This is a genomic window from Arthrobacter sp. SRS-W-1-2016 (assembly GCF_002009585.1).
Lineage (GTDB): Bacteria > Actinomycetota > Actinomycetes > Actinomycetales > Micrococcaceae > Arthrobacter > Arthrobacter bambusae_A.
This window is the reverse complement of the sequence record NZ_MTPV01000071.1, coordinates 20,697-33,055: the sequence shown is the minus strand read 5'-3', so window position 1 is coordinate 33,055 and position 12,359 is coordinate 20,697. Positions and strand designations below refer to the sequence as shown.

Sequence of the window (12,359 nt, the reverse complement as noted above, 5' to 3'; positions counted from 1 at the left end):
GGCAAGGCATAACTCACATTCGGCCCTGCTAGTGGGAATCCCCGACGAAGCATTTGCCGCTCGCCAACACGGGAAGGACCGACACTGAAACCTGGCCGTCCCTGATCTCCCCGATCACGCAGTCCTTGTCCAGTTTGGCCGCGGTCTCAATGGCGTCGACATCCAGTCCCGTTGGCGTCTTGCTCGCGGACACCTCGACGGCAGAGGCGGGGATGCCTGCCGAAACGAGTTGCGATCGCAGCTCATCCTGCGCCGGTTTGGGCGTTGCGGCGACAACGGTTTTGAGTACGGACTCCACGGTCTGCTTCAGGGCCGCAGTGCCCGGACTGAGCGAAGCCGATGCCCCCGGGCTCGCAGCGCCCGGTGTGATAGCGGGACTGGCTTTGGGGGTGGCGCCGGCTGTACGCGATGGGATCGGCGATGAAGCCGGCGCGCTTGCTGACACGACAGGAGCAGGCGCAGCACAGCCTGCTACCAGCCCGGCCACGAGCAAGGGCACCGCAAGCAGCAAACCTCGGCTTCCGGCCTGTTGGCGGCGTCCTGATGGTTTTCGCGGCGTTCCCCTGCTCATCACCCGGCCATTCTGCCATGCGGCGCACTACCTGGTGCGCCGCATGGCAACCGCGGAGGTCCGTGGCATCTACTATTTCAGGCGCCGTCGTCATGTGAGGACCGGGGTACTTCAGGCACTCGCGTCCACAAGTTCTCCGGTGCGGGTATCAACGAGAACCGACGCATCGCCTTCTCCAGCCGACAGAACTACTTCCCGCTCGGCTGCGGCACTTCCGTCCTCGTCGTCATGCGGGCCGTCCTCACCATCATCATCCGCCGAAGGCCAGGGGTTCTCCGGCGCAACCTCCGGTGCCACCGGCATGTTCTGCGGGATGGTGTTACTTGAGGTCCGGATGAAGTTCGCAGAACCCCACATGAGATCGTGCCCCACTGATTCCGCGACGATTTCGGCAACGTGATAGATCTTGCCGTCGTGTTCCCATTGCCTCAACTTGAGTTTCCCGACCACGATGACCCGCTGGCCCTTCTTGACGCTGCATCCAATGTTTCCCGCGAGATGCCTGAACGCCTGGACGCTGAACCAATTGGTGTTGCCATCCACCCAGGCATCGTTGGCACGGTCGAACCTGCGCTCCGTGGTACCCAGTCGGAACGAGGCAGTTCCCGTCCCACCCGGCGTCGTCGAACTTTTGGGTTCCGTCGCAACGAAACCCCGGACAGTGATGATGTCGTTCATGGTTGTGTCCTAACGTGAGTAGAGCTGCCTGTCTGGCCCTCTCAGCTTCACGGGCCGCGCAGATCCGCGGCAGTATCCACTTCGCGTATGTGGATAGCCTGACCGGATGCCCGCTTGTGGAGGACGAGTCACGCCCGAAACCGGGCTGACAACAAGGGCAGCCGCCGCGATGTAAACTCTTGATGGCGCCACAGCCACGTGCTGTTGGTGCGCCGCCTGCCTCGGTAGCTCAGAGGATAGAGCAGGAGCCTTCTAATCTCTTGGTCGGGGGTTCGATTCCCTCCCGGGGCACCCAAAGAGCGGCTCTGACCTGCGGAAACGTGGTTCAGAGCCGCTCTTGGCTTGTCCATCAAGGCGGCGCCCGGAAGCCGGCTACGGCCCCGCGTACCGATCCAACTAGGGCAGTGTCAAAACAAGCGGGCCATCCGCCGTGATGGCCACCGTGTGTTCGCTGTGGGCCGCGCGGCGGCCGTTGGCGGAGCGCAGGGTCCACTGGTCGTCGTCGTGGTAGTAGTCGTCGCTGCCGCCCAGAATCAGCATGGGCTCGATAGCGATCACCAGGCCCTCAACGAGTTTCACTCCGCGGCCCGGCCGACCGATGTTCGGCACGCTCGGCTCGGCGTGCATGGTCCGGCCGATGCCGTGTCCGCCGTGATCGGCAAGGATCCCGTAGCCGCTGCGCTTGGCCTCCCCGCCAATGGCATACGCAAGGTCGCCCATTTTGTTTCCCATCCGGGCAGCCTCGATCCCGCGGGCGAGGGCGGCGTCCGTGGCGTCGATCAGCTCCTGGTCCACCGGATCCGGAGTGCCAACAATGAAACTGACTGCCGCGTCCCCGCACCATCCCTGCACAAACGCCCCGCAATCGACGCTCAAGAGGTCGCCGTCCTGCAATACATATCCGTCCGGGATGCCGTGCACCACAGCATCGTTGACGCTCGTGCAAATGACCCCCGAAAAGGGCGTAGGCGCCCACCGCGGACGATAGTCAAGGAACGCGGGAGTGGCCCCGGCGGCCGCCATGAAAGCGGCAGCCATATCATCCAGTTCCTTGAGCGACACCCCGACGCCGGCGTGCGAACGAACCGCCGATAGAGTGTTCGCCACCACTCTCCCGGCTTCACGCATGAGCGCAATCTCCTCTGGCGTCTTCACCATGGACACTGAGGCCTCCAAGCATAGGAACAGGGGGCCGGAACGGCCACCGGACGGACTCTTTCCACCCACTCTATGGGCGCCGTCGTCCGAGTCAACCGGGTGGTGAGTCCGCGGCAACCCACGGGTTGTCCTAAAGTCGCGGTATGGAACCCCGAAGAATCGCCGTCATCCGGGATCGCCACGGACCAGGATCTTCTCGCCACGGCGCTGGACGCCAACCTGGACGCCGGAGTTCTTTATCAGGAAAGCGATCGGCTGGACCTTGCGGGAGTACGCCAAGACCGATCCCCAGCGGGTGCGGGGCTGCGTGGAAACCCGAAGGACCAGGCTGAGCCCGTTGTCCCTCCGTGAGGCCATGAAACACCTCGGCTGATCCGGTTCAGGACTTCGGTTTTAGCCTGAGCTTCAGAATCCCGCGGCGCGGGCGGAACAGCACGTGGGTTTTCTTGTCAAAGAACACGAGATAGGCGATGAAGGAGACCCCGATGGCGATCGCCACCCCGCGCACCACCTCGATGGGGATCCATTGGAAGACGCTCAATTGGTCGGTCAGCGCGATGAGGGTGAAGAAGGCGGTCAAATAGAAGACCGTGCGAAGCTGGGCGCCGTCTGCGATTCCGGTCACCGTAAAGAACACCAGCAGCCACACCATGTACCAAGGCTGGATTACCGGCGCGAGGACTACGACGGCGGCGAAGGCCCACGCCATCCTGCGGAGCACGGTCTTATTGAACTCGGATTCCTGGGCAAGCGGCGCGGGCATTCCGATTCCGCGCCCGGGCGTCCGCACCGCGAGCCAGACGATCGCAAGCGCCGAAACCGCTGTTCCGGCGGTCTGGATAACATCCGTCACGGGAACGCCCGGACCACCGAATAGTCCGACGACGAGTCCGGCCAGGTGTGCCAGCAAGCCCACCGGCGCGTACCAACTCCAGACGGCGCCGGGAGTCTGGAGGGCGCCCAGCCAGCCAAATCCCAGCCCGTTCACCAATCCTGCAGCGGCGAGGAGCCCCATGGACAGACCCAACGTGGCCGTCCAACAAAGCATCCTGCGTCCCCAGCCGGCCCGGGAACCTGCCCACAGCAGTCCGGCAAAAGGCAACGCAATCAGAGTGATCGGCTTGATGGCGATCGAGGCAGTGATCAACAAGATTCCAAGCACGGGACGTTTGACCGAGGCGAAGTACAGTCCGGCAACAACCAGTCCCAACATCAAGGAGTCGTTGTGCGCGCTGGCGATGAAGTTGATCAGGAGAACGGGGTTGAGGACTCCAAGCCAGAATGCCCGCTCCGGGTTCACTCCGTGGAGCGCAGCCAAGCGGGGAACGTAGACAGCGAGGAGTATGACCCCTGCGAGGGCAGCCAGGCGGAACGGAATGAGTGCAAGCTCGGGGACGCTGGCGCTCACCCACACGGCACCCTGTTCGATCCAGAGCCACAACGGACCATAAGGGGTAGGTGCTTCCGTCCACAACTTGTCCGGCCCGAGTGAAAAGTAGTTGCTCAGGGCCGAGATGCCGTTGGTATAGGGATTCAGGCCTTGCTCCATGAGCCGGCCTTGGCCGATGTAGGCATAAGCGTCCCTGCTGAACAACGGCAAGCTGAAAATCATCGGGAGGGCCCACATCCACAACGCGCGCCGAAGCACCGGACGCGAGGAAGGGTTCCATCCGCCGATCCGCTGGGCAATGCGCAGCCAAGAGCGCAGAAGCAGGAGCGCGCCGAGGCAGAGCATCACGGTGCATACGATCACACCAACCGGAGACGTCCGGGCCACGATGAAGAGGGGTGTACGGATGAGGGCACTGCTACTGGCCAGCCAGCCGACTCCGACCGAGCCTGCCACCATCATCAAAGACCCGACGAATCCCTGGACGATTGCCGTCCTTGCCGCTTTGGCTATCACAATGCCGTGTACCGGGGCGTTGGAATCGCCAAGCGCCTCTGGATGAGCCACCGAACTCCCCACCTCACGCTCACGAAACTTCGACGTCACCATCAAACAAAATCCTGTCCGGTTCCCTGCCGCGTCCGGCCAAAGTGGTACTGCATGCTGCCATGGATTATTGCAACTGTAGCATCGTGGCCCGTGGCTCCCCGGGGCCAACGGGACGGGAGGTCTGCCCGCGAAAGGGGCCTGAGATAGGATGGACGGGGCTCTGGTTTGATGCCGAAGACCCATAGCCACACTGGTTCCGCGTGAAATTCAAGGAGCCGATGTTGTCTGGAACGGCTCCGGCCGTTACGGCTTGCGACACCCCGCGACACCGACTACCCAGCAAGGATCCTCCCATTTCCACGGACTCATTCTTCAGCGCGCTCACACGGTTCCGTCACCGTGTTCTTCCCTCCCCGGCGCAAGCCTGGCTCAACTCCCCCAAAGGGCTGCTGGCCGGTTTCTGCGTGGTGCATTTGGTCTTCCTCGTCTTCTCCTTGATTGTCTCGCTTCACGGCGGGGCGTACAGCGACACGGTGATCTATCGAAACTGGACCGCAGCCGGATTCCAGGACGGGAACCTCCATGGCGGACCGAGCCCGTGGGTCTACCCGGTCCTCGCCCTCTTGCCGATGGCCATAGCAGGCGTGGCCGGTCCCGGACCGTTCTTCTTCTTGTGGGTGCTCATGATCACCCTGCTCAACGGCGTGGCTATCGCGAAGCTCACAGGATGGGGACGGCGTCGCGACGCCATCCCGGCGGGGTGGTGGTGGCTCGTCTTCCTCTTGATCATGGGCTGCTTGGGCTTCGCCCGCGTAGATGGCTTGACTGCACCCATTGTGCTGATCGCCTTGGCATATGGAGTGTCGCACCCTTTCATTGCCTCGACCCTTCTGAGCATCGCGACCTGGATGAAAGTCTGGCCAGCCGCCGTCGTCCTCTCGCTTTTCACGGTGGTCAAGCAGAGAACACGGGTGCTTGCCGCGGGAATTCTCACGAGCATCGTGGTGGTCGCGCTCACTGCTGCGGTGGGTCAACTGCCCAGGCTCTTTAACTTCCTCACCCAACAAGGCGATCGTGGCATGCAGTTGGAGGCTACCTTCACCACTCCTTGGTTGTGGCTCTCGGTCCTCCATATTGGCCGTTCCAGGATGTACATGAACACGGACATCAACTCCATGCAGGTCGATGGCCCCGGCACCACGCTTATGTCATTCCTGATGCAGCCCCTTCTTGTCCTGGCTGCAATCCTGGTGGCCGCCCTGATCTTCTGGGCGCTCCACAACGGCAAGCGAACCGGCGGGGCGGACCGCACGGAGCTGTTGTTGGCCGGCTCCCTGACCATGGCCACGGCTTTCGTCGTGTTCAACAAGGTGGGGTCGCCCCAGTTCATGGTGTGGCTGGCGCCGGCTGTCGCTGTAGGACTCGCCCACAGCTGGAAGGAATGGCGCGTTCCCGCGGCCATGCTCATCGCCATTGCTGTGGCCACGTTCTTCATCTACCCCCTCTTCTATGACGCACTCAGCCACAACAACCCTTTGATGGCCTTGGTTTTGACGGTACGAAACGTCCTGCTGGTGGTCCTGTTCTGCTGGTCCGTGCGCCGCCTTTACCTTTTGGGCAAGAAGATCCCGGCCAAAGAACCGGCCACCGCTGCCAAGGAGTCCTAAGATTTCCGTTCGCTTCTTTGACGGACTGGTCCGCGTGCGCGACGCCGCCCTGCCACCTGCCGCCGTCGCCTGGTTCAGCCGCCCTTCCAGCGTCTGGTGGGGTTTTGCCGCCATCCATGTGTACTTCCTCGGCTGGATGGCTAGTTTCTTCCTGTCGGGAAACACGTTCAGCGACACTGAGCAGTACCGCCAGTGGGCGATGGCCGGCTACAACCCTGCCGATCTCCATGGAGCCATCAGCCCGTGGGTATACCCGGTGCTCGCCCAGATTCCGATCTTCCTGGCCAACATCGCGGGCCCGGGTCCATACCTCCTGGTGTGGACGTTGATCATCACTGCGCTCAATGCCGCCGGCTTGTTCATCCTGATCCGCGGACCGCGCAGGACAACGGGAATCGCTCCCGCGTGGTGGTGGCTGTTCTTCACCGCTTTCATGGGCTACCTCAGCTTCGCCCGGGTCGAGGGCATCACGGCACCCATTGTCTTGGTCGCCCTGTTGTATGCCGCTACGCGGCCCGTCGCGGCGGGCATCCTCCTCAGCATCGCCACGTGGATCAAAGTCTGGCCGGCCGCCGTCCTGGTACCCATCATCATCGCGAGCCACCGCAGGCTGCGGATCATCGCGTGCGGTGCCGCCGTAACCGCGGCCGTCGCACTGGGCACCTACCTTTCGGGCGGCCTCCCACACATCCTCGACTTTTTGACCAACCAAGGCGAACGCGGAATGCAACTGGAAGCCACGTTCTCAACCCCTTGGGTCTGGTTGAGCGTGCTCAACCTCGGCGGTTCCAAAATCGCCGACAACGTCGCCATCAACTCCACCGAGGTGTACGGACCGGGTGCCAATGTGGCGGCGTTCATGATGCAGCCGCTCTTGGTGCTTGCCGCCGTCGCCGGCTCCGCCCTCTTGATCTGGGCCCTTCGGCGCGGCGCCGAAGCGGAAGAGCTGTTCCTCGAAGGCGCCCTCATGATGACCACCGCGTTCATCGTGTTCAACAAGGTGGGTTCGCCGCAATTCATCATCTGGCTTGCGCCGGTGGTTATCGCAGGGCTGAACCACGACTGGAATCGCTGGCGGGTTCCCGCCGCGCTCCTCATGGGGATCGCCATGACGACTTTTGTGATCTACCCGTTGTTCTACACGCCGCTGATCCATGCCAACCCGGTGATGGCGGCGGTGCTCACCACGCGGAACGTTCTCTTGGTTGTCCTGCTCTGGTGGTCAGTGCAGCGGACGGTGGAACTGGGCCGCAAGTCCGGCGCAAGAACTGCTATTCGGAGCGCCTGAGCCGCTGCTCGAGCCGGCGGAGCAGTTGCGCAGGAGTGGAACGGATCAGCAGCCTGCGGGTGTGAACGTCCAACACCATCAGGTAGACAGTGAATCCCAAGGCCACCAGGAATGACAGGGAGGATACCTTGACGTTCAACTCCACGAAGGACAGCACCGAGATCTGGTCCTGCGCTCCAAACGCGACGAAAAACGTGACCGCGACATAGAGGGATTTGATCTGCCAGTCGTCCCTGATTCCCGTGACCGCGAGCAGCGGGATGAACCACAGGATGTACCACGGCTGGATGATCGGGGAAAGCATGACGACGGCGGCAAACGCCAGGGCCGCGCGGCGCACCAGCCGTGAATAGTCGCCGCGGAACATCAACACCACCACCAGCCCGATTCCGACCCACTTCATGAGCGTCCGGAGCCCCGTCGCCATGGTGGACCCGGGCAGGCCCAGGAGATTTGCGATCATCTCGACCTGCTGGCCCAGGAAGCCGGAGGGAGAATATCCCGTGTAACCGGGTGTGGGATCGAGGATGGCCCAGACCCAGCCAAAGCCAAGGTTGTAGGGAATGCCGCTCACTGCCAGGACCGCAAAGCTGATACCCGCCGTCGTGCCCCAGAACAGGAACTTGCGGGCCCAACTCGCGGCAGGGCCAGCCCACATGAGTCCTATGAAGGGCAAGAGGAGCACCGTGATCGGCTTGATGCCGATGGAAGCCGTCACCAACAAAAGCCCGGTGATATGGCGTCCGGTGGCTGCGAAGTACATTCCGGCCACGGCCAGGCCCACCATGAGGGCATCGTTGTGGGCGCTGGCCACGAAGCTGATGAGAAAGAGCGGGTTCGCCACGGCGATCCACAGCGCGCGGCCGGGATTGATTCCGTGCATTTCGGCGAGCCTGGGGACATAGATCACGCACAGCACCACTCCGACGGTTGCTAGAACGCGAAAGAGCAAAACGGAAAAATCGGGTTGGGCGTCGGTGATGCCCACCACCCATCTAGCCAGCCACAGGAAGTAGGGCCCGTACGGCGTCTTGGCTTCTGCCCAGGCCGGATCGGCTCCCAGCGAGAACCAGTTGCTGAGCGAGGAAATGCCCGCGGTGTACGGGTTCTGGCCTTCCAGCACCAGCCTGCCTTGGCCGGTGTAGGCGTAAACGTCGCGGGAGTAGATGGGCACGGCAAACATCAGGGGCGCCGCCCACGCCGCAACGGCGACAACCACGGATCTGAGCGAGCCGGGGCCCCAGTCCTTGAGTCTTTGCCCGAGCCTCAACCACGACCTGACCAAAAGCATGGCCCCCGCCGTCAGCAGGATGGTGGAGGTCGTCACGCCCCAGCCCTCCGTGCGCAGGGCGATGACAAGCGGGTGCCTGAACATGGGCGAGCCGTTGGCGATCCAGCCGGCGCCGATCGAACCGACGAAGATCATGAGGGATCCAAAGAATCCTTGCCAGATTGCCACGTAGGCCTTCACGTGGCCGGGGATTCCGATGCCGATGTGCGCGGCGTTCGGGGAATAGAGACCGGCGACGGCCTTCTCCGGCGGCGCCGCGGATTCCTTTGCTTCATCCCGGCTATCTGAGGTGCCCACGCCCGTTCCGCCTGCCGTCATGATATTCCAGTCCCTACCTACATTGGTCCAGCTCATCGATGCAGGCAACAACCGCTCGACAACGGCCCAGTTTACCAGCAGCACTGCGCCGCAGGCTCGGAATGGAGCGCCCCGCCACCCTTCCTGCGCGCCCGAACGGTAGGCTGGGCCAGTGCCTATTACAAATGAACGCATCGTCTGGATCGACTGTGAGATGACCGGTCTCGATCTGGAAAACGACGCCCTGATCGAGGTCGCGGCCTTGGTCACCGATTCGGAGCTGAACATCCTGGGTGATGGCGTGGACGTCGTCATCAAGCCTGAGGACGCCGCGCTTGAGCAGATGAACGACTTCGTCCGCGACATGCACACCCGTTCGAAGCTCCTGGACGAGCTCCCCCATGGCAAGACCATGGCCGAAGCCGAAGCAATCGTTCTGGAGTACATCGAGAAGTGGGTACCGGATCCGAAGAAGGCGCCGTTGGGTGGCAACTCGGTCGGAACTGACCGGATGTTCCTCGCGCGGGACATGCCCACCATCGTCGAACACCTTCACTACCGGGTCATCGACGTCAGCACCATCAAGGAACTCTCGCGCCGATGGTTCCCGCGCGCATATTTCCAGTCGCCTGCCAAACATGGCGGCCACCGCGCGCTCGGAGACATCAGGGACTCCATCGAGGAACTGCGCTACTACCGCGAAGCTGTGTTCGTTCCGGCTCCCGGCCCCGACACCGCAACTGCCCAGAAGATCTCCAAGCAGATTGCAGCGGGTCCGGAGACACCGGCAGGCACGTGATCTGCGGCACGTTTCCGGGAATTTTCAACCAAACGGCCAAAAGTGGCAAAACCACTCCCCAAGACGGGGTATAGTTTTTGTCGTTGCCTTCGCAGCCAACGGGTCATTCCGAAAGCATAAAAAGGCACATGGTGGGCGTAGCTCAGTTGGCAGAGCGCCTGGTTGTGGTCCAGGAGGTCGCGGGTTCAACCCCCGTCGCTCACCCTCACGAGATCGGTAGCAGTTTATCGATCGCAGCCAAAGGCCGTACTGGTTATCCAGTGCGGCCTTTGCTTTGTCCGGGCCGATGTCGGCCACTACAGACCCGAGAACCAGAGGAACACCTGACATGACCGTCCTGCCAGTCACCATCTGGGGCGAGCCCGTGCTTCACCGCCGGGCGAGTGAAGTGGAAGTGTTCGACGACGAACTGCGCACCTTGATTGCCGACATGTTCGAGACGAACGAAGCCGCCAACGGCGTAGGGTTGGCCGCGCCCCAGGTGGGGGTCGGAAAACGGATCTTCATCTTCAAATACGCGAATGATGACGACGCTCCGGACGAAGGCGTTCTGGTGAACCCGGTCCTCACGCTCTCCAAGGTCCCCGGCGCCCTTCCCGATCCCGAGGAAGACGTCGAAGGCTGCCTGTCATTCCCTGGGGAGCATTACCCCCTCCAGAGGGCCGAATGGGCCCGCGTCCAAGGCTTCGACGGCAACGGCAAGCCGGTGGATTTCGTCGCCACGGGTTGGTTCGCGAGGATCATGCAGCACGAATTCGACCACCTTGATGGCAAGCTCTACGTGAACCGTCTGGTTGACCGCTACGCCAAGAAAGCCATGAAGCAGGCAAAGAAGAACGGCTGGGGCGTGCCTGGCCTGAGCTGGATGCCGGGTGTCGACCCGGACCCCTTCGGGCACTGAGCCATGGCCGGCATCGCGCAGGACGTATTGTTCGGGCTTCTCGACATCCACGGTGAGGACGCCGAGGAGTGTGCCTCGCTGCTGGCTTCACCTCCCGGAGACGGCACCCGACGGGCCCTTGCAAGCCTTGACTCCCGCCTGGGTACCTTCCCAAGCACGTCTGCCTCCGCGGATGGCGGCAGCGAAACCGACTGGATCGAGGCGCTCTTGCGCTTCGCACCTGTGGCCCACCGGCATCATCTTTCCCTTGGCATCCCGCCGGAATCCTCCGCCGCGATCCTGGCGGATGTGGGACTGAACCTCCGTATCAACCGACGGGTTCACGCACGCTTCGGCCTGGACACGTGGGCGTGGCTGACCCTCCACATGGCCGGAAACATCTTCCGGATCGGCCGCTTGCAATTCCACATTGTCCGCGGCGACGCGGATTTCCCAGACGTCGGAGGCTCCGCCGACGCCGAAGGCTCCGCCCCCGCAGGGGGCTCATGGGTGCTGGGCGTGCACATTCCCGAGGATGGAGGCCTCTCCCCTGCCCTCGTGGACGCGAGCTTCAGCCACGCCAGGGAGTTCTTCGACCGATACTTCCCGGACAAGCCCGTTTCCGTGGCGAGCTGCGACTCCTGGATGCTGGATCCCTATCTCGCCGATCAGCTGCCGCACAGCAACATCGCGGCTTTTGCCCGCCGATTCACCCTGGACCGCTGCTCAGACGCCCCGGGCGACGCTATCTACTTCACTTTCCGGCAGCGCGGCATGGAAAACCTTGATCGGCTCCCCCGCGAGACGTCACTTCAGCGGGTGGTGCTGGAAAGGATCGACGACGGCGGGGTCTGGCAGCTTGGCCACGGCCATCTGGCGCTTCCCCCAGCGCGGAGCACCCAGGTTTGACGCGGCCTGAGGCGGCTACATCGCCCTGATGGTCCGCTGGCCGGGGCACGAATCCAGGACGCGCTTCATGGCGTCCTTCTCCGCTTGGGTGACCCAGAGCCGGTAGGCGGCTTTGACGGAAATCTGCCGGGCTACGTAATGGCAGCGAAAGCCTTTGTTGGCAGGAAGCCAGCTCGCGGCGTCGCTCGCGCCTTTCTTCACGTTGGCGGGACCATCGACGGCAACCAGGTTCAGGGGGTCATTGGCGAGGCTTTGGCGCTGTTTGGCAGTGAGCTGCTGGGCGCCTTTCTGCCAGGCGTCCCCGAGAGCCACCACATGGTCGATCTGTACCGACGAGCTGCTTTCGGAGCCCCTGCGGAATTGGATGTCCTGCCCGATATATGGCTCACGTAGTTCCCCGGAAGCGATCCTGCATTTCGAGCCTGCCGTGAACTCCGTTGCCGTCAGATCTCGCCTCAGGATGTCGTTCCTGGTATCGCAGCCGTTCCGGTCGACGTCGAGCCACGCCTGGCCGAACTCGTTGCGGTCGTAGTTGTCCTTGGCGGCACGCCCCTTCACGGCAAGCGCCTCAAGGGCATCAACGGCTGGACCGACGGGTACAGGCTGAACAGCCTCCACCGGCTTCATCCAACCCGGATCGAAGACGGGAGCTTCCGTGGGTCCGTTGCCCGGGTCCTCGCCAACGTCGAACTGGCCCTTGGTGAAGAACCATCCGATGCCGGCCAGTCCACCGGCGACGATGAGTATCACCAACACCCAGGCCTGCCGGGACTGACGGCGGGCGCGCCGATACGCTGCCCAGGTGGTGCTCAAGGGATTGCGTCCTTTCGGGGAGGAATACTTCCCTTGAGACTAGATCAGGGCGCAGGCACCGGCGTCGAT

The 12,359-nt window shown here is 62.9% G+C and carries 12 protein-coding genes and 2 tRNA genes; 8 read left to right on the top strand and 6 right to left on the bottom strand.

The genetic code is table 11. The features are described 5' to 3' along the window. Positions 1–28: 28 nt before the first annotated feature. Both BMF89_RS19260 and BMF89_RS19255 read right to left on the bottom strand, forming a co-directional pair. Positions 29–445 carry a hypothetical protein gene (locus BMF89_RS19260; RefSeq protein WP_253190902.1) on the bottom strand — a complete coding sequence of 139 codons (417 nt, stop codon included), beginning with the start codon at positions 443–445 and terminating at the stop codon, positions 29–31. Between the two features lie 237 nt (positions 446–682). After that, positions 683–1,249, bottom strand: coding sequence for a single-stranded DNA-binding protein (locus BMF89_RS19255; RefSeq protein ID WP_078108658.1), 567 nt, complete (start codon positions 1,247–1,249; stop codon positions 683–685). A gap of 218 nt (positions 1,250–1,467) precedes the next feature. Here BMF89_RS19255 and BMF89_RS19250 point away from each other — a divergent pair. Beyond that, positions 1,468–1,540: transfer RNA gene (locus BMF89_RS19250), tRNA-Arg, on the top strand. Between the two features lie 105 nt (positions 1,541–1,645). On the opposite strand, the gene map is transcribed toward BMF89_RS19250, so the two are convergent. Then, the gene (map, locus tag BMF89_RS19245; RefSeq protein ID WP_078108657.1) at positions 1,646–2,413 is read right to left on the bottom strand and encodes a type I methionyl aminopeptidase; all 768 of its coding nucleotides are present in this window, start codon (positions 2,411–2,413) and stop codon (positions 1,646–1,648) included. Between the two features lie 256 nt (positions 2,414–2,669). Between map and BMF89_RS22500 the strand changes: the two genes are divergently transcribed. Next, on the top strand, positions 2,670–2,780 hold the full coding sequence (locus tag BMF89_RS22500; protein WP_253190901.1) for a DNA alkylation repair protein: 111 nt from the start codon (positions 2,670–2,672) through the stop codon (positions 2,778–2,780). Positions 2,781–2,786: 6 nt separating this feature from the next. On the opposite strand, the gene mptB (BMF89_RS19235) is transcribed toward BMF89_RS22500, so the two are convergent. Further along, positions 2,787–4,364 (bottom strand): polyprenol phosphomannose-dependent alpha 1,6 mannosyltransferase MptB, encoded by a 1,578-nt coding sequence (gene mptB / locus BMF89_RS19235; RefSeq protein ID WP_253190900.1) that lies wholly within the window; start codon positions 4,362–4,364, stop codon positions 2,787–2,789. Positions 4,365–4,699: 335 nt separating this feature from the next. Between mptB (BMF89_RS19235) and BMF89_RS19230 the strand changes: the two genes are divergently transcribed. Beyond that, complete coding sequence (locus BMF89_RS19230; protein WP_253190905.1) at positions 4,700–6,013, top strand: glycosyltransferase family 87 protein; 1,314 nt, start codon at positions 4,700–4,702, stop codon at positions 6,011–6,013. Between the two features lie 34 nt (positions 6,014–6,047). Then, on the top strand, positions 6,048–7,301 hold the full coding sequence (locus BMF89_RS19225) for a glycosyltransferase 87 family protein (RefSeq protein WP_253190899.1): 1,254 nt from the start codon (positions 6,048–6,050) through the stop codon (positions 7,299–7,301). On the opposite strand, the gene mptB (BMF89_RS19220) is transcribed toward BMF89_RS19225, so the two are convergent. Further along, on the bottom strand, positions 7,285–8,910 hold the full coding sequence (mptB, locus tag BMF89_RS19220) for a polyprenol phosphomannose-dependent alpha 1,6 mannosyltransferase MptB (protein ID WP_078108653.1): 1,626 nt from the start codon (positions 8,908–8,910) through the stop codon (positions 7,285–7,287). The genes BMF89_RS19225 and mptB (BMF89_RS19220) overlap by 17 nt on opposite strands. A 151-nt stretch (positions 8,911–9,061) precedes the next feature. Here mptB (BMF89_RS19220) and orn point away from each other — a divergent pair, with 151 nt between their 5' ends. From orn to BMF89_RS19200, 4 genes are all read left to right on the top strand, one after another. After that, a complete protein-coding gene (gene orn, locus BMF89_RS19215) occupies positions 9,062–9,688 on the top strand; it encodes an oligoribonuclease (protein WP_078108652.1) in 627 nt (208 codons plus the stop codon). Positions 9,689–9,819: 131 nt separating this feature from the next. Then, positions 9,820–9,892: transfer RNA gene (locus tag BMF89_RS19210), tRNA-His, on the top strand. 124 nt (positions 9,893–10,016) lie between these two features. Next, the gene (gene def / locus BMF89_RS19205) at positions 10,017–10,589 is read left to right on the top strand and encodes a peptide deformylase (protein WP_078108651.1); all 573 of its coding nucleotides are present in this window, start codon (positions 10,017–10,019) and stop codon (positions 10,587–10,589) included. 3 nt (positions 10,590–10,592) lie between these two features. After that, positions 10,593–11,477 carry an acyltransferase domain-containing protein gene (locus BMF89_RS19200; protein ID WP_078108650.1) on the top strand — a complete coding sequence of 295 codons (885 nt, stop codon included), beginning with the start codon at positions 10,593–10,595 and terminating at the stop codon, positions 11,475–11,477. 15 nt (positions 11,478–11,492) lie between these two features. Here the strand turns inward: BMF89_RS19200 and BMF89_RS19195 are convergent, their stop codons facing one another. Further along, the gene (locus tag BMF89_RS19195) at positions 11,493–12,290 is read right to left on the bottom strand and encodes an HNH endonuclease family protein (protein WP_078108649.1); all 798 of its coding nucleotides are present in this window, start codon (positions 12,288–12,290) and stop codon (positions 11,493–11,495) included. Positions 12,291–12,359 lie beyond the last annotated feature (69 nt).